Below are 17,393 nucleotides of genomic sequence, written 5' to 3' on the forward strand. Positions count from 1 at the left end.
GTGGTTGACGCGCTGGCTGCGCCGGCCGCCGCTTCAGATCGACGATGCGTTGTGGCAACCGGTCTGCACCGGATGTGCCTGGATCGCTGCGCTCGATACGGACCGCCAGCACCGCCTGCGTGCGCTGACTGCGCACTTCCTGCACCAAAAAACCATCTCGCCGGTCGATGGACTGCAGCTGCAGCCGCAGGACCACGTGTTGCTGGCGGCCACCTGCTGCCTGCCGCTGCTGGAAATTGGCGCGGCTGGCTGGCGCGGCTGGTCGCAACTGATCGTGTACCCGGACGCATTTCGGGTGCAGCGCACCCACGTCGATGCCGCCGGCGTCATGCATGCCTGGGACGACACCCTGATTGGCGAAGCCTGGGAACAGGGTCCGTTGATCGTCAGCTGGGCCGACGTGCAGGCGGATCTGGACGAGCCGAACGCCGGCTTCAACGTGATCGTGCATGAGATGGCGCACAAGCTCGATGCCCTGGATGGAGCACTCGACGGCACGCCACCCCTGCCACGCGCGGTGCAACGCCGCTGGGCGCAGGATTTTCAGCAGGCCTACGATGCGTTCTGCCAACGGGTGGATGCAGGTCATTACACCGAGATCGACCCGTACGCTGCAGAAGCACCGGAAGAGTTCTTTGCCGTGGTCAGCGAATACCACTTCTCGGCTCCGCATGTCCTGGAGCGCGCAATGCCGGCGGTCGCCGCACATTTGACCAGGGTCTACGGCCCATCGCCGTTTGCGTCGGCTGCACAGCGATGAGTGCGGCGCGACCTGCCGGGTGATGGCGCGCGTCGTTCCACATCGATGCCCGTGATGTCACGCGCACCACAGGGTGTTTTGCCCGCTCACACCAGGCCCAGGTCACGCGGTGTCGCCCCGGGAAACACACGCTCCAGTTGCGCTGGCGACAAGCCCCACAGACGCTGCAGCACGCCGCCGAACAGGCTGCGGTAGTTGGTCAGCACCGGGTAGTCGCGGTTCTGCAGCAGGTGCGCCTGCTCTACAGCCACCTGCTCGCCTGCAATGCGGCCGCCGCGCACGCCGCCACCCAAGACCCAGTACGTGGTGCCATGCCCGTGATCGGTGCCCTTGCTGCCGTTTTCGCGGAAGGTACGCCCGAATTCGGAAATCACCACCACCACGGTGTCGTTCCAGGCTGGACCCAGCGCGTCGGCATAGGCGGCCAGCCCCTCGCCGAGGTTGCGCAGGTTGTTGGCCAGCCCGCCTGCGACGCTGCCCTGGTTGGCATGCGTGTCCCAACCACCGACATCGACGAATCCCAGGCGGTACCGCTCGCGCATCAGGGTGGCCATGCGCCGGGTTTCATCGGCAAAGGTCCGCGCACTGGCAGCGCCGCGGCCGGCCTGTTCCATCTCTTCGCGCAGCTGCGCGGTGACCTGCTGACGCAAGGCAAGACCCTCGCGCGCGGCGGCCGCCAGTGGCGTGGCGTCGTACATCTGCGCCAGGATCTGCGCCTGCCGTGCATCCAGCCCGCCCTTGCCGATGCCCTTGAGCGAGACGTTGGGCAGATCCGCGCCGCCCTGAAAGGTCAGCGGCAGCGAATCGGTGAAGGCAATGGCCGGTACGCCACTGAGCACACCCGACAGCCGCGCCATGAACCCCGAGCGGTAATCGCGGTGCGCGCCAGCCTGCCCGGATTCGATATCGTCCTGGGTTTCGAAATGACTGCGCGAAGTGTCATCGGTGCCGGCAAACGGCACGAATGCCAGCTGATTGCGTTGCCACAGCGGCAGCAAGGCATCGCGCATCACCGGGTTGAGCCCCCACTGCGCATCCAGCGCGATGGCGCTGTCGGGGTTGGACGGGTCCGGCCGCGCGATCGCCAGCGTGGGGCGCGACTGATAGTAGAAATCGCTGGCGTGCGGCACCAGCAGGTTATTGCTGTCGTAGCCGCCACGCAAAAATACCACCAGCATGCGCGCGCCCTCGCGCGGGGCAGCGAACAGCCGTCCGGTCCACGGCAGACTCGCGGCAGCTGCCGAGGCAAGCAGAAATTGACGTCGTTGCATGGTGCACTCCTGCGGCGATCACCGCATCGCAAACTACAGAATCAGCGGTAGTTGAAGTCCGGCGAGGACAGCAGGAACCCGTTCCATTCCGCCGGCGAACGGGCCTGTTCCAGCGCCTGACGCGTCGCGCCGGAGAGCGAGGGCGCGATCCAGCGATACGCTGTGCGCGTATCGATCTGCGTCAGCGGCGGGACCGGCGTGTCGCTGTCGCCATCGAGCCGGAACACCTGCTTTGGCCCGCTGCCCAGCGAACGCGCCACCTCGAACCGGCGTGCCAGCTGCCCGGAGCTGGTCCAGGCCTGCGACTGCAGCGACCATCCGTCCGGCGTGATGCGCCCGAACAGGGGCTGGCCGAGTTGTTGCACCCAACTGACCATGGGCGCGGCGTTGATCACCGGCTGGTCGTCGTAGGCCAGCCGCATGGCCGACACCACAAACCGGTTGGGGTCCTTGAACTTGCGCGGTTGCGCCTGTGCAAATTCGGCCGAGCTCAGCATGGTCTGCACGACCTTGGCGATGTCGCCGTCGCTGCGCTCGAACGTGCTGGCCATGCGCGCCACCAGCGCCGGTGGCGGCGTATCGCTGACGAAGTACTCGGCCATGCGCTGCGACACGAAGCGCGCGCATGCCGGCTGACGTACCAGCAACTGCACGGCCTGTTCGATTTCATCCAGCCCGCCAGCGGCGATGCGCTGCCCCAGCAGGACCTTGTCGCCGGGCTGGTGACGCGCCGGATTGAACTCGAACAGGCCCTTGCGCACCACCAGTGGCTGGCCGGGCACGGCGATCGGAACCGGCGGCGCTCCATCGGCCTTGATCGGCACCAGGCCGGCGCCGGTGAGGATCAGGGCCAGCTGCTGCACATCCTGCTGGGTGTAGCCGCCATGCACGCCCAGCGTGTGCAGCTCCATCAGCTCGCGTGCGTAGTTCTCGTTGACCTTGCCCCTGGCGTTCTTGGCGTTGTCCAGATACTCCAGCATCGCCGGGCTCTGCAGCGTGGCCATGACCAGCGTGGCGAACTTGCCGGTGGCGTTGGGGCGGATCGCGTGTTCCATGTAGTCGGCGGCCATCCACTTCACCCGGCCCTTGTCGGCATACACGCTGAAGTGATTGAGCCAGAACCACACCAGCTGCTCGCGCAGCTGGTCCGGCGCATACACCGCACGCAGCAACTGGGCCTGCCGCGCCTGGGTCAGCATCTGTCCGCCGCGCGCCTGCCAGTCCTTGCGCAAGGCTGCCTTTGCATCGCCGTCGGGCATGGTCTGCAAGCGGATCTTGTCGGCCTCGTACTGGGTCAGCAAGGTCACCAGCGGCGTGTGCAGCGCATCGAAGCGCTGCAGTTGGGCACGCACCGGTGCCGGCAGCGCCGCATCGTCGCTGGGCTGCAACAACAGGGCGCCATAGCGCCTGGGGCCAAGCCGCTGCAACTGCGCCGCGCCATCGGCGTTCGCACCGTAACTGGCGCGTTGCAGCCAACGCAGCTGGGTCGGCGTCAACGCCGCCTCGGCGGCATGGCCGAGCAGCGCAACTGCGCAGCTGGCAGCCAATAGCGGCAGCCGCCATCTGCGCAGCTGCCGGTTGGCACGTGTTTTCACGCAAGGACGCTGTGCAACGCGCTCGACCATGCGGCTCTCCATCGCAACTGCCTGCAACCGGACCAGTATGGGCAAGCCAACGTTCGAGGCGTTAAACGGTTGTCGGAGCCGCGCGGGCGATTGCCCATGGGTTCATCGGGCCAGACGGCCGCTCACAGCCCCGCCGGCAGAGTGACATCGAAGCGGGCACCGCCCAGTTCCTGCGAGCGCACCACCTGCAGTTCGCCGCGGTAGGCCTTGATCAGATCCTGCACGATCGACATGCCGATGCCATGGCCCTGCACGCGCTCGTCGCCCCGCACGCCGCGCTGCAGGATCTTGGCCACATCCTCGGGCGCGATGCCGGGGCCATCGTCTTCCACCGACAGGATCAGGCCGGCACGCCGGCTACCGGTGGTGGGACCAGGCTGGGCCGTGAGCAACACGCGGCTACGTGCCCATTTGAAGCCGTTTTCCAGCAGGTTGCCGAGGAGTTCCTGCAGATCGCCGGGCTCACCGTGGAAGCGCGCCTCCGGTGAAATGTCGAATTCGCACAGCACGCCCTTGACCGAGTACACCTTCTCCAGCCCGCGCACGATTTCTTCGGCGCTGGGCTCGATCGGCAGGGGCGCGGCGAACAGTTTGTGGCCACTGGAGGCCGCACGCGCGAGCTGGTACGACACCAGGTCGTTCATGCGCCGCAATTGCACGTCCATTTCCGCATGCAGATCGCGCTCGGAGGCACCGCTGTCCAGTTGCGTGCGCAGCACCGCGATCGGTGTCTTGAGGCTGTGCGCCAGGTCGGCCAGCGTGTTGCGCTGACGCTCCAGGTTGTCGCGCTCGCTCTCGATGAAGGCATTGATGCTGTCGGTCAGCGGCTCCAGCTCGCGCGGGTGCTGCTCGCTCATGCGCTGGATTTCGCCGCGCTGCACCTTGGTCAGTTCGTTGATGACCCGCCGCAGCGGGCGCAGGCTCCACTGCAGGATGAAGGCCTGCAACACCAGTAGCACCACGCCGGCGCTACCGAGGTAGAACCACACCGCACCACGGAACACGCGCAGCTGCGCGCCCATCGAACGGGCGTCTTCCATCACGTAGATGGTGTACGGGATCTCGCCGCCGTGTTCGCGCTCGACGTAACTCACGCCCAGCCCGTAGCGATACAACTGGCCCAGGCTGCCGTCGATCTGGGTCATTTCCAGCGGGCCGATGAACTCTTCCTGCCGCGGCTCGAGCATGCGCCCATGCGGAATATTCGGGCCTTCCGCCGACATCGACGTCCAGCTCTCGTCCGGGCGCACGACCTCGACATACAGCCCGCCACCGGGAACGTCGAACCGTGGGTCAGGCGGCTGCCCGCCGATGTACAGCGAGCCATCGCGAACAAAATCGATATTGGCCGCGTATGCGGACGCGTAGTTCTTCAGCCGCTCGCGCAGGTTGCGTTCGGCCGTGTCGGCGAACGCCACATCCAGCGCATACCCGGCCAGCGCCAGGAAGGCCACCAGACTGAGGCTGGCGGCCAGCAGCTGACGCGCCTGCAGGGAGCGCGGGCGCCAGCGTTTGTACCATTTGGAGCGCACCGGCACCCGATCGTCCTGCTTGCCGCCGTGCGAACTCAGCCTTCGGTACGCGGAATGGCGAAGCGGTAACCGCGTCCGCGCACGGTCTCGATCGGCTTGAGCTCGCCATCGGGATCAAGCTTCTTGCGCAGGCGGCCGATGAACACTTCCAGCACGTTGGAGTCGCGGTCGAAGTCCTGCTGATAGATGTGCTCGGTGAGGTCGGCCTTGGAGACCAGTTCACCGGCATGCATCATCAGGTACTCGAGCACCTTGTACTCATAGCTGGTCAGATCGACGTTGGCGCCATTGACGCTCACCGTTTGCGCAGCCAGATCCAGTGCTACCGGGCCGCATTCCAGGGTCGGCTTGCTCCAGCCCGCCGCGCGCCGCAGCAACGCGTTGACGCGTGCCAGCAATTCTTCGACGTGGAACGGCTTGACCAGGTAATCGTCGGCACCCTGCTTGAGACCTTCGACCTTGTCCTGCCAGCTCGAACGCGCGGTCAGAATCAGCACCGGAAACTTCTTGCCCTCGTCGCGCAGCGCCTTGATCAGCTCCATGCCCGACATCTTGGGCAGGCCCAGGTCGATGATGCCGACATCGAATGGCACTTCCCGGCCCATGTACAGACCTTCTTCGCCGTCTTGTGCAGCGTCGACAGCAAAGCCTTCACGCTTCAGACGCGCGGCAAGGGTCTCGCGCAGCGGAGCTTCGTCTTCGACCAAAAGAATACGCATGCACTCTCCCTAGTAACGTTATCGGCCCGGGGCCGGGGATTTATGAGACTGAACGCAGAACTATGGGGGTTCAGTGGTTATCGTCGCGTGGTGGGGCGTCGGGTGCGACGGAGGTGCGGGGCGGCGCAGCGTGCGCTTGTTCCGGCTCGTACACCGTATGGACGCGGCCATCCTTCATGTACTTGACCCGATTGAGGTTGCCGCCATCGAACGGCACCCGCTCGGCGCCCAGGATCGTCCCACCGGTGGAGCGCTGCACGGAGCGGATGGTGTCGGACAAGCTGCGGCTGTTGCCGCGCGCTGACGGCGGCATCGCCTCGCGACTGCTCTGCGCCATCGGATATCCCTGGCCCCAGGCAGACGGCGCCGCCATGGCGGCCCAGAGGGCAACCAAGACAACAAAACGGGCGCGGCTGAGGGTTTGGGTCACAACGGGATCCTAGCGAGTTGTTCAGAAACATTCAAAATTCGTGAAACCGGCAATGCATCACACTGCGGCCGGGCCCGGGAATTGAGCCAAATTCTTGATTTTTGGGGGTGAATCCGATCTGAACTTTTTAGCTTGGTGTTAACACCGTTCAGTCAAATGAATAGTCTGGATTTCGCATCGGCTCCAAGAAGAGGCCTGCGGCGCGACTGCCTTCGCCGCTACCACTTCGGAATACCACCTGCCCATTCAGCACATGCAAGCGCCGGGCCAGTTCAGGCCACTACGCGCCAGGGTCGGGTGTCGGTCCGCTGCAGGGCCTGCTCCACCAGCTCCCAGCCGGCGCCAGGGCGGTGTGCGCCCTCGCTCAATACCTGCCGAAACGCGCGCCCGCCCGGCTGACCATGGAACAGGCCCAGCACGTGACGGGTGATGTGCTTCAAGGCCAGACCCTGCTGCAGCTGAGTGACCACATAGGGCTCCAGCGCTCGCAGCAACGACTCGCGCGACTGCTCGGGGCGCTGGTTCAACGCGGCATCGAGCTGATGCAGCACATACGGGTCATGGTAGGCGGCGCGGCCGAGCATCACGCCGTCGGTGTACTGCAGATGGGCCAGCGCCGTGTCGACGGCGGCGATACCGCCATTGATCATGACCGGCAGGTCGGGGCGCTGCTGCTTGAGCCGGTAGGCCCAGTCATACCGCAGCGGCGGCACTTCGCGGTTTTCCTTTGGCGACAGGCCCTTGAGCCAGGCGTTGCGGGCATGCACCACCACCATCGCGGCGCCGGCGGCGACCACCTGGTCGACAAAGCTGGCAAACACCGCGTAGTCGTCATCGTCGTCCACGCCCAAACGGCATTTGACGGTGATCGGCAGGTCGGTGGCGGCGCACATCGCCGCCACGCACTCTGCCACCAGCGCCGGCTCGCGCATCAGGCAGGCGCCAAAGCGCCCGGCCTGCACGCGATCGGACGGGCAGCCGCAATTGAGGTTGATTTCGTCATAGCCCCAGTCCTGGGCGATGGCCGCCGCCTGCGCCAGCAGGGCCGGCTCGCTGCCGCCCAGCTGCAGGGCCAGCGGGTGCTCCACCGGGTCGAAACCGATCAATCGCGTGCGATCGCCGTGGATCACCGCATTGGCGTGCACCATCTCGGTATACAGGCGTGCGGACGGCGCGAGCAGGCGGTGGAACACCCGGCAATGGCGGTCGGTCCAGTCCATCATTGGGGCGACGGACAGGCGCAGGGAGGCGGCGTAGCGATCGGCGGAAGCGGTCATCGACGGTTGGCCGCAGCGAGCAGCCATTGCAATACGGAGCAGGATCAGCAGCTTACACGGGCGCCGATGAATCTGCGGCAGTGCGGCATGGCATGCTGACGCTCCCCGCCTGCCGGACCCGCTCCATGATCACCTGTTCGCTGCGCTACGTGATCGACCCCTATCAACTGGCCGAATTCGAGCATTACGCGCGGCTGTGGATTCCGCTGGTGACGCGCCTTGGCGGCCAGCATCACGGCTACTTTCTTCCCTCGGAAGGGGCGAACAACATCGCGCTGGCGCTGTTTTCGTTTCCCTCGCTTGCCGAGTACGAGCGTTATCGCGAGGCATCGCTGCAGGATGCAGCGTGTCTGTCGGCGTTCGCCTATGCCGAGCGAACGCGTTGCATCATCAGTTACGAACGCAGCTTCTTTCGTCCAGTGCTGGCATAGGTTTCGTCCAGTGCTGGCATAGGCGCGGCGCGCACTACACAGGACACAGATGGAATTACGGGTTGCGGAAACCCACACGCTCTTCGGCGCTCAGCGGCTTGCCGAGGGCGTGGTACGAGACCGCCAGCGTGATCAGGGCCGTGCCCATCACCGCGTAGAAGCTCCACGAGGTCGCCAGAACGTGGATCTGGCCAAACACCAGGGCGACGACGGCGGTGGCTGTGCACAGCACCATGGCCAACAGCGACATCAGGAAAGGGAGGGAGGGATCGATCTTCATGGCGGGGGTTCCAAGCTGCGATGGCTGAAGCATCGGCGTTCCCGGCCCGTTCTTGAACTGTTTTCTGCGCTTTTTCCAAGCGAATGCCAAGCGGGTCAGCGTGCGCTCAGTTTTATGTCAAAGCCTTGGCGCACAAGGCTTTGCGCGTCGGAAATCTCCTGACGCCGCGCCGGTTCAACCACCACATTCGCCAGAGTTCCAACGCAGGTGTGGCGGAAAACCGACGGGGACAAAATCGCGATGCTGCGCTGCACAATCGCGATGCGCACCGACCGTTCGCACGACGCGGCATGGGACGGCCATCCTGGTAGAGCGGAGCGTGCGGTCTGCCGATGCCCTGCCAGCGCCGCTGGTGCCCACGTGCCTGTCGGGCGCTGGGACGCTGCGGGCTGTGCTGTGCGGGGCCCGGGGGAATCCGTTGGATGCGATGCACGGCTCCACCTCGCCGTTTCTTATTTCCCGCAAACGTCTCTTCAATACGGGCCACGTTGCCGTGCGTGCGGCGGCCGCAGCAGTTGCCTGCGTCCTCTCGTGCCCCCGGATCGGGGCATGGCGATCGTGTCATGCGGGGCGTCCGTGATGCGGTCATTGCGCCGGTAGGCCCTGCCGGGAGCAAGACGGCTTACGGCGGTCCGCGGCGCGCCTGGCCACTGACCGCGCGGTCCAAGGACCTGCCGGTCGCTTCAGGTCGGAGCGTGGCCACCCGTTCGCGGATGCGAAGTGGCGCCGTGCATCGCTGCGCAGCAGAACCCTGCTCAAGGTTGCAGGCACCTGCTGCGCCCAGCCTGAGTGCAGCGCTAGTAGATCGATGCGCGACGTGTGGCCGACGCCCCGGCGAGCGAGCCACTGACGAGGCACGCAGCGCGTGGTGGAACGCGCGATCGCTGCGCTCAGCGCGCCGGTGCCGTGGCGAACTCGCCGCGTTGCAGCTTGGTCACATCATTGCCCTGGCCATCCTTGAGGCTGAGGTCCGCGCCCTTGGCAGCCAGGTCCTTGAGCACGTCGGTGCGCTGGAATAATGCTGCGTACATCGCCGCCGTCTGGCCGGCGTTGTTGCGTTGGTCCGGCGCACAATCGGCCTGCATCAGGCGCTTGGCGATGCCCAGTTCACCCTTGAAGATGGCGCCCATCAGCGCGGTGTTGCCACGCTTGTCCTGCGCGCAGGGGTCGGCACCGGCGCTGAGCAACTGTTCCACTGCCGGGCGTTGGCCGTGGTAGGCAGCAAGGATCAGGGCGGTATAGCCCTTTTCGTCGCGGGTGTTGAGGTCGTAATGCGAGCGGATGAACTCGGCCAGCATGTCCTGCCGGCCTTCGCGCGCGGCATCGAAGAAGTACTCGCGCAGCTGCAGCTTGACCTGTTCGGGGTTGGCGGCCGCCGAGGTGGACGCGGCGGCAGGCGCCGACGGCGAGGCAGCGAGGGCCGGCGCGCACACCGCGCTCAGCAGAACCAACATCAGAGTGCGCATATCGCTCTCCTGAAAACGGGGACGGCACCGCGGCGTGGCCGCGATGCCGTCGGGGTGGATCAGTCCTGCAGGCTGGAGGCCAGCTGCTTGACGCGGGCCAGGTCGCCCTTGGCAACGCGGGCCACGCCGGTGCCGTACTCGGGGTCGGCCTTGTACAGGAACGACAGGATGATGTGCTTGCTCTCGGTGTCGGTGTTGGCCAGCGACTCGCCAAAGCTCTGCACCAGGTCCGCACGGTCCTTCTTGCTGTAGGAGCGATACAACTCGCCAGCCTGCTTGAAGTTCTGTTCGCGGGTGATCTTGGCCTGCTGGGTCGTACCCGACAGCGGCAATTCGCTGTAACGCGCGGCGGTCTCCTGCGGACGCGGCTCCAGACGGCTCGGCTCGTAGTTCACGCCGCTGGTGGTCTGACCGATATTGCCCTGGCCATCCTGGTTGCCGTTGTTGACCGCCACACGCGGACGGTTGACCGGCAGGCTCAGGCCGTTGGCACCGATGCGGTACAGCTGGGTGTCGGCGTAGGAAAAGATACGGCCCTGCAGCAGACGATCTTCAGACGGCTCGATACCGGGCACCAGGTTGGCCGGCGCCATTGCCACCTGCTCGGTCTCCTGGAAGAAGTTGTCGACGTTCTTGTTCAACACCATCTGGCCGACCTTCTGCTCCGGCACGTCCGGCCAGATCTTGGTGGCATCGAGCGGGTCGAAATCGAACTTGGCCAGGTCTTCCGGCTTGAGCACCTGCACGTACAGGTCCCACTTCGGGTAATCGCCCTTCTTGATCGCACCGACCAGATCGTTGGTCAGGTGGCTGTAGTCCTTGGCCTGCACCGCAGCGACCTGCTTGGGATCGAGGTTCTTGATGCCCTGCAGCGTCTTCCAGTGGAACTTGACGTAATGCACTTCGCCCTGGGCGTTGACCAGCTTGTAGGCGTGCACGCCATTGCCGTCCATGAAGCGATAGCCGGCCGGCGTCCCTTCGTTGGAATACAGCAGGGTCAGGGTGCGGGTGCCTTCGGGCACATGCGAGAAGAAATCGAAGCGACGCGAATCATCGTCCAGGTTGGTGCGCGGGTCCGGCTTGAACGCGTGGACCATGTCGGGGAACTTGATCGCATCGCGGATGAAGAAGGTGGGGAAGTTGTTGCCCACCAGGTCCCAGTTGCCTTCGCTGGTGTAGAACTTGGTGGCGAAGCCATGCGGGTCGCGCAGCGTTTCCGGCGAATGATTGCCGTGCACCACCGAGGAGAAGCGCACGAACACCGGCGTCTTCTCGCCGGCGCTGAACACCTTGGCCTTGGTCAGGTTGGACAGATCGGCGGTGGCGGTGAACTCGCCTTTGACGCCGGTACCGCGCGCATGCACCACGCGCTCGGGGATGCGCTCGCGGTCGAAGCGCTGCAGCTTCTGGATCAGCTGCACGTCCTGCAACAGGGTCGGGCCGTTGGCACCGGCGGTCTGCGAGTTCTGGTTGTCGCCAACCTTGGCGCCGTTGTCGCGGGTCAGGACGGATTGGGCGAAGACCGGCGGTGCGATCAGCGTGGGGGCTAGCAGGGCTAGCACCATGAGGGATCCAGGGCGCATGGCGTCAGCTCGTGTTGAGGGAGCTGAATCATGGCCAGCAGACCGAAGCGTGAGAAGTCATTAGTTCTGATCGCTTCGATAGGCGAACATGATGATGACTGCGTTACGTGATACACATCGCGTTAAAGGGTGACCGTCTGTTGCAGATCGTAGCAATATCTCGCTGAGGCGCCCTAAGCAGTAGCGTGACGCCAAATCTACTGACACGGCAACAGCAACAAAAATAGTGCAACGCAAAAGAACAGACGATCCGTGGAGCGTTGTGGTGCACGGCGTACAAGTGCGTCCGCGCTATCTAACATCCAGTGGATCAGAACGCACCGGGTCTCGTTCAATCATCCTGTCGGAACGCTGCCGCACCGTCCCCGCTCCGGCCGTCATGCTGCATGAGCCAAGCAGATACAGCATGCATTGCGCCGACCCGTCGTCTGGCCGATAGCGGGGGTCCACGCACTTACACGAGGGGACAGGACACAGGCTGCCGATTCCGCACGAATGCAGGCGTACCCCCACTGCGCCACCCAGCGACCATGGCAGCGTATTCGGATCAGTGCCCCCCGGTGCCGCTCTACTCGTCAGGCAGACCCGCCTCTGTCCTGCGTTGCCGCAGCTGGGCAGGATTCTCCAACTCGAACAAGCTGCCGTCGGCCTTGCGTTGCGTACCGTAGCGCTGTGGTTTGCCCGACATGACGAGATTCCGATCTACAAACAACGCAAGGTCGGCAGTGCTGTAGGACCCACGCTCTGATGCGGCCTGCATCTTCTGCAGGAAGGCATCGCGGAACTCGCGATCAGTGGAGTGTTGCGCAACCAAAAACCCCGCATGTGCGCCGTCCTGACCGACCGAGGCAATGTCAGGAAAGCCGAATTTGTCCATCAAGGCGGACAGCGCCACCTGGTTTTCCCGTTGTGACGCGACCAGACGCATTGCCACCTCCTTCGCCGCGCCCTGATTGGCCTGCAATTGCTGCGGCGTGACTGCGCCACGAAACTGTTCGCGGATCTTCTGATCGGCGTCGGCCAGGGCTAACAGCTGTTCACGGTAGGACGCATTCATGGACTGATGCCCTGATTGCAACGCTTTGCTGTCTGTGGCAACACCCTGCCCCGGTAGTGCCACCTGCCACAACAGCAGCAACGCCATCACCACGGTCTTCATGAGCACGCAACCCCCGATGCTGGAACGCGTTCGATAACTGCCTCACCCTGGAGCACCACGGGTCTCTCGGATAAGCGTGGAAATTCGTGATACCTACTGGTCTGACCATAAACCAGAAAGGAACAAAATTTACTCGCGATCTCCATTCCGGAACACTTGTCGTCCAAGTACAGAAACTGCCCACCAGGGTTGAGTTCAAGGAATACAGGCTCACCGTCGGTCACCGGCACGACAAAATCCGCGCAAAAAAAGTCGACCCCCAGCGCAGAACGCAGCACATCAAGCTTCGTTTGAAGCCCAGGGTACAACGCTACCCAGTCGTAGTGCATGGTCGTCTTGTGCCGAATTGCGCGGTAATCGATCTCACCTGCTACGGAATGACGCATCTGCATGCAGAAATACTCGCCTCCCATGCACACGACACGCAGGTCGGCTTGATGGTCGACGACCTGCTGATACGTCGTCGGACATGCACGTAAATCAGCATCTGCCAGCTGTTCTTGTCGAGAAATGCGTGTGGCATAGGAAACGCTATAGCTCTCGCCGTCCGACCATGCACCGACATTGAATGGTTTGACGACGACGCCATCGGTATGCTTCTGGCGAAATGTATAGATGTCAGCGGGGCAGTGGCTGATCAACGTCTCAGGCACCACCAGGCCACTGGCAACAGCAGCAGCGAGCTGTAACGGCTTCTGGTCGGCGGCCAGTGCTGCGAGTGGCGCATTGATCCACCGATGCACGCCATGCCGGGCAGCAAGCAATGCCACTGACCCCAGATCGAACAGCAGCCCTTCTGTCTTGATGAACCTGACGTCCTGCTCGTGCACATGCGCAGGTGGCGACTTATTGAACAGCAAACGACGGCTCCAGGCCGCATCATAGACGACCGGCGCGCCCCCACGCACAACGCTAACGCCATTTTGCCCGTAGAGCAGAGACGCATCCAGGCCGCACGGCCATTGGCTCGTATCCAACAGGCTTACTACATGTCCCGCTGCAGCGATCATCGCGGCAATCGTGGATGCATGCGCATCGCTGCGAGGAGCGACAATCAATATCTTTTTGAGATTTTCTTGCATAGACGCAACGTGTTCCAGAGCGCGACAGGAGCATGGCGACATCTGCATGTCGCCATGCCGGGGGACACTTAGCTGACGATGACGATGGTCTCGGTGTCGACGGCCTCGACAATGATGATGATCAACGTATCGCCAGCACCACCGCAGGACACAGCATTGACCTCTTCCTGAGTCATTTCACGTGCGAAGCGCTGGGCGACGGGACGAGCATTTTCCATGAGTTCGAAGTTTTCCATTACTTACTCCTTGGCTGCTTCAGGGGTGTTCGCCGGCGAGATTGCCGACGCGTTGCTCGACGCCATCACTGGCATCAAGTCTCTCGGCGTCATGACTGACGCTTGGCTTGCCGCGCACCTCGGCGACGAGCGATATCGTGCGATCGGCGGACGCGATCGTTTCCTGACGGTGTGCGATGATGATTCTGGTCATCTTCATTGCCTTGATATGCGCGTTGACGATCTGATCCCTGTTGGAGTCCAGATGACTAGTGGCTTCGTCCAGGATCAGAATCTTGGGATGCCGATACAGCGCGCGCGCGAGGACGATGCGCTGGCGTTGTCCGCCTGAGAGAATCGACCCCATGTCCCCGACAAGCGATTCGTAACCCATCGGCATCCTAACGATGTCGTCATGGATCGCCGCCAGATGCGCAGCGCTGGCAATCCGCTCGATATTCGAATCCGGATCGAAGAATGCAATATTGTCGGCCAACGATCCGGCGAACAGTTGATCGTCCTGCATGACAGCCGCCACCATTGCCCTGTAATTTTCCAGACCGAACTTTCGGATGTCGATCCCGCCAATCTCGATCGCGCCCTCGGTTGGCTCGATTAGCCCAAGCAACAACTTGACCAACGTCGACTTGCCACAGCCACTCGGACCCACGATAGCCACCGACTCGCCCGCTTCGATGCGCAGGTCGAGATTCCGTATGACCCACGGATCATCGTCCGAGTAACGAAAACTCAGCCCTTTCACCTGAATCTCGGGAACCGGCTCCGGCCCACTGTAGCTTGAAATTTCGTCCAGCTCCGGCGCGGTAGTGGCGATATCGGAAATCCGCTCGGCATGCAGGCGCAGCATCTTCAGCTCGATGGACTTGTCGACCAGGCTTGCGGCCCTGCTGGTGAACAGATCCGCATATGCCAGGAAGGCGACCAACATGCCTGCCGACAGTGTCCCATTCAACGCAAGATAACCACCGATGGCGATAAGAAATACCCGTTGCGTGCCGAACAACCCCTGATTGACCGCGTTGAATGCCAGACTGAAGCGTTGCGACTGCATTTCCAGCCGTGTGCTTTGTGCGGTGGCGTTGAATAGCCTGGCTTGCCGGAGCCCCTGTTTGTTGGCCAGCTTTATTGCCTGGATGCCGCGCACCGACTCCATCAATTCGCTCTGCTGGCGTGCCGCGTAGGTCAGCTGGTCGCGGCTAACCATGAACTGGAGTCGATACAAGGCCAGGCGCAAGCAGAGATACAAGGCGAATGCGCCCAGCACCAGACCTGTGAGCGCAGGGCTATAGGCCAGCAGAATGCCCACAGCTAGGCATCCGGTCATCCCATTGAGCATCGCTTCCACGAAACTTCCGGTCAGCGTGGTCTGAATCGACTTCAGGGACGAGAAGCGCGACAGCACATCGCCCATGTGCCGCTTTTCGAAATACTCCAGCGGGAGTCGCAGCAGGTGGCCAAACAGATTGGTGATCCACTGCGTGTTCAACGATGCACCGAGCCAGCTGACGATCCAGCTCCGCGCGACTGTCAATGCGGCCTGAAAGATGACAATCAACAGAAACGCGATGGTCAGTACCTTGAGCAACGGCATGTCAGCCGACACCAGAACATGGTCAATGACCCACTGCATCTGAAAAGGCAGCAATAGCGCTAGCACCTCGATCGCTAGCGCCAGCCCGAAGATCTGCAGCAATCCGCGCTTGAGCCCAAAAATGCGCCCGGTCAGCGAGCGCAGAGATACCTGCGGCTCCTGGACCGAAGGCTGGAAGCTGGCGGCAGGTTGCAACTCCAGCAACACACCGGTGAAGTGCTTGTCGACCTCAGACATCGGCAGCCGCAGTGCGCCCCGCGCAGGATCGTGCAGTAGCGCCACGCCGCGTACGACCCGTTCCAGGACGACGAAATGTGACATGTCCCAATGCAGGATGCAGGGCTGCCTGAGATCCTGCAAATACTCCGGTTCGGCCCGCATCGCCCGGACATCCAGCCCCATCGCACGCCCGATCTGCACCAATCGCTCCAGACGCACGCCCCGCAGCGAGATGTTGAACCGGCGCCGGAGTTGTGCAAGAGCGACCCTGTCGCCGTGATATCGCGCAATCATTGCCAGGCAGGCAAGACCGCACTCGGCCGCCTCGGTCTGCATGATCGGAATGATCTGCGCACGGCTGGACAACAATTGATGGACCTGCGTTGCGTTGATCATCCGCGCCGCCCCGCCGGATCCGTGGACAGGCGCGAGGTCATTTCGTAGAAGGGTTCAAACATCCATTCGATCAGCCGACGGTTCTCAAGCAGAATATCGGCATCTAGCACCATCCCCGGACGAAGTAGTTCTTTTCGTCCATTAGCCAGGATGTGCTGAGTTTCCAGCTCCACGACAACACGGTAACGCGCATCGTCGATCTGTTGGCCCAATAGCGATGACAGCTCCTTGGAGGTCACTGCGCTGCGGGAGACTTCCACTACTCGGCCAGCCTGGCGGCCGAACTTCTGATAGGGGAATGCTTGATAGCGCAGAAGGACACGATCGCCGCGTGTGACGAACCCAACCGCCTTGGAGGGCACCCACAGCTCGGCACGCAACCGGATGTCCTTGGGCAACAGGGTGACCAGGGGCTGTTGCGCGGTGACCGGTTGTCCGGCATGGACAAGCAGGTTGCCTACAATTCCGTTGGTCGGGGCTCGCAAGACGACCGAACGGCGCGCCTCGCTTTCGGAAAGGGATTGGGCGACGTCTGCGATCTGCCTGGCAATCTCGTTGCGCTTTCCTTCCAGAGCTGCAGGATTCTGTTCCAGCTGCGATTGGAGTTGAGAATGTTCTACGCGCAGGTCGAGCGCATGCTTCTGCAGTTCTTTGAGTTGTCCCTGGTTCTGGATCGCGATGTCCTGCTGCTGCAGCAATTGAACCCTGGTCAAGATTCCTTTTTCAGCGGCGCTTACCCACTGTTCGTAGAGTCGAAGCGCACTCTCCGCGCGCTGGCGTTGCAAGCGAATTTGTTCGGCCGTGTTGTCCATCTGCGCCTGCAGCAACGTGATTCGCCGACGCAAGTCGCGCTGCTGGGCGTCGTACAGTTGATTCTGTGCCTGCAGATCGGCATTCAGGCGACCACGTTTTATCTCCAGTTGCGAGATCACCGATGCCTGCGTATCACCGAGCGATGTACTGTCTTGTTCCCCCGAAATTTCCAGCATGGGGTCGCCTGCTAGCACCGCAGTTCCCTCTGCCACGAAGGCCTTGGAAACGATGCCGGCACTGAGCGGCGTCAATGTCAGCAAGCCACGGTCCGGCACCAGCGCGCCGTTGACTGCTTCGTGCCGTGTGAAACTTCCGAAGCACAGCAGTCCGAGCACGATGGCGACAAGAATCAGCGCAACGACAAAGAACGGCCAACCGAATTTGGGCGCTTGAAGACGCACCGGCACCAGCCAGGCATCGCGGCGGGCGCGTAAGACTTCTTCCCTGAAGAAACCGCCTGGCATCTGCATTCCCTGCTTCGTTGAGAAACACGCCTATTTCCTTCAGGCTGAGTTAATCAGCA

Annotated in this window: 17 protein-coding genes; 2 read left to right on the plus strand and 15 right to left on the minus strand. The window is 63.0% G+C overall.

Annotated features, from left to right (window positions below; all coding sequences use genetic code 11):
- The first annotated feature begins 4 nt into the window (after positions 1-4).
- Positions 5-760, plus strand: a complete 756-nt coding sequence (locus tag ACCQ10_RS19245; RefSeq protein ID WP_372361605.1) for a M90 family metallopeptidase — start codon at positions 5-7, stop codon at positions 758-760.
- A gap of 86 nt (positions 761-846) precedes the next feature.
- Here the strand turns inward: ACCQ10_RS19245 and ACCQ10_RS19250 are convergent, their stop codons facing one another.
- The 6 genes from ACCQ10_RS19250 to dusA all read right to left on the minus strand — a co-directional run bounded on the left by ACCQ10_RS19250 (position 847) and on the right by dusA (position 7,614).
- A complete protein-coding gene (locus ACCQ10_RS19250) occupies positions 847-2,031 on the minus strand; it encodes a DUF1501 domain-containing protein (RefSeq protein WP_372361606.1) in 1,185 nt (394 codons plus the stop codon).
- A 41-nt stretch (positions 2,032-2,072) separates the two neighbouring features.
- Entirely contained in the window at positions 2,073-3,656 is a 1,584-nt protein-coding gene (locus tag ACCQ10_RS19255) for a DUF1800 domain-containing protein (protein ID WP_372361607.1), read from the minus strand.
- Between the two features lie 122 nt (positions 3,657-3,778).
- Positions 3,779-5,149 (minus strand): ATP-binding protein, encoded by a 1,371-nt coding sequence (locus ACCQ10_RS19260; protein WP_052076952.1) that lies wholly within the window; start codon positions 5,147-5,149, stop codon positions 3,779-3,781.
- 74 nt (positions 5,150-5,223) lie between these two features.
- The gene (locus ACCQ10_RS19265; RefSeq protein WP_002808458.1) at positions 5,224-5,907 is read right to left on the minus strand and encodes a response regulator transcription factor; all 684 of its coding nucleotides are present in this window, start codon (positions 5,905-5,907) and stop codon (positions 5,224-5,226) included.
- A gap of 70 nt (positions 5,908-5,977) precedes the next feature.
- A complete protein-coding gene (locus ACCQ10_RS19270; protein WP_047692868.1) occupies positions 5,978-6,280 on the minus strand; it encodes a hypothetical protein in 303 nt (100 codons plus the stop codon).
- Between the two features lie 329 nt (positions 6,281-6,609).
- Positions 6,610-7,614 (minus strand): tRNA dihydrouridine(20/20a) synthase DusA, encoded by a 1,005-nt coding sequence (gene dusA, locus ACCQ10_RS19275; protein WP_372361608.1) that lies wholly within the window; start codon positions 7,612-7,614, stop codon positions 6,610-6,612.
- A 125-nt stretch (positions 7,615-7,739) separates the two neighbouring features.
- On the opposite strand from dusA, the gene ACCQ10_RS19280 reads away from it, so the two are divergent.
- Entirely contained in the window at positions 7,740-8,045 is a 306-nt protein-coding gene (locus ACCQ10_RS19280; RefSeq protein ID WP_372361609.1) for an NIPSNAP family protein, read from the plus strand.
- Between the two features lie 55 nt (positions 8,046-8,100).
- Here ACCQ10_RS19280 and ACCQ10_RS19285 read toward each other — a convergent pair whose 3' ends face one another.
- From ACCQ10_RS19285 to ACCQ10_RS19325, 9 genes are all read right to left on the minus strand, one after another.
- Positions 8,101-8,325, minus strand: a complete 225-nt coding sequence (locus ACCQ10_RS19285; protein WP_184441336.1) for a hypothetical protein — start codon at positions 8,323-8,325, stop codon at positions 8,101-8,103.
- Between the two features lie 95 nt (positions 8,326-8,420).
- On the minus strand, positions 8,421-8,594 hold the full coding sequence (locus ACCQ10_RS19290; protein ID WP_372361610.1) for a hypothetical protein: 174 nt from the start codon (positions 8,592-8,594) through the stop codon (positions 8,421-8,423).
- A 621-nt stretch (positions 8,595-9,215) separates the two neighbouring features.
- Positions 9,216-9,791 carry an ankyrin repeat domain-containing protein gene (locus tag ACCQ10_RS19295; protein ID WP_104581218.1) on the minus strand — a complete coding sequence of 192 codons (576 nt, stop codon included), beginning with the start codon at positions 9,789-9,791 and terminating at the stop codon, positions 9,216-9,218.
- A gap of 59 nt (positions 9,792-9,850) precedes the next feature.
- Positions 9,851-11,356: a catalase KatB gene (gene katB / locus ACCQ10_RS19300; RefSeq protein ID WP_184390185.1), complete on the minus strand. Its 1,506-nt coding sequence runs from the start codon at positions 11,354-11,356 to the stop codon at positions 9,851-9,853.
- A gap of 586 nt (positions 11,357-11,942) precedes the next feature.
- The gene (locus tag ACCQ10_RS19305) at positions 11,943-12,533 is read right to left on the minus strand and encodes a DUF6624 domain-containing protein (protein WP_372361611.1); all 591 of its coding nucleotides are present in this window, start codon (positions 12,531-12,533) and stop codon (positions 11,943-11,945) included.
- Complete coding sequence (locus ACCQ10_RS19310) at positions 12,530-13,663, minus strand: ATP-grasp domain-containing protein (protein ID WP_372361612.1); 1,134 nt, start codon at positions 13,661-13,663, stop codon at positions 12,530-12,532. Before ACCQ10_RS19310 ends, ACCQ10_RS19305 begins: the two co-directional genes overlap by 4 nt.
- Positions 13,664-13,683: 20 nt before the next feature.
- Positions 13,684-13,851, minus strand: a complete 168-nt coding sequence (locus tag ACCQ10_RS19315) for a hypothetical protein (RefSeq protein ID WP_068838472.1) — start codon at positions 13,849-13,851, stop codon at positions 13,684-13,686.
- 19 nt (positions 13,852-13,870) lie between these two features.
- Complete coding sequence (locus tag ACCQ10_RS19320) at positions 13,871-16,057, minus strand: peptidase domain-containing ABC transporter (RefSeq protein ID WP_372361613.1); 2,187 nt, start codon at positions 16,055-16,057, stop codon at positions 13,871-13,873.
- Positions 16,054-17,340, minus strand: coding sequence for a beta-barrel domain-containing protein (locus ACCQ10_RS19325; RefSeq protein ID WP_372361614.1), 1,287 nt, complete (start codon positions 17,338-17,340; stop codon positions 16,054-16,056). Before ACCQ10_RS19325 ends, ACCQ10_RS19320 begins: the two co-directional genes overlap by 4 nt.
- Positions 17,341-17,393 lie beyond the last annotated feature (53 nt).

The sequence above is a fragment of the Xanthomonas sp. NCPPB 1325 genome (assembly GCF_041477645.2).
Lineage (GTDB): Bacteria > Pseudomonadota > Gammaproteobacteria > Xanthomonadales > Xanthomonadaceae > Xanthomonas > Xanthomonas cannabis.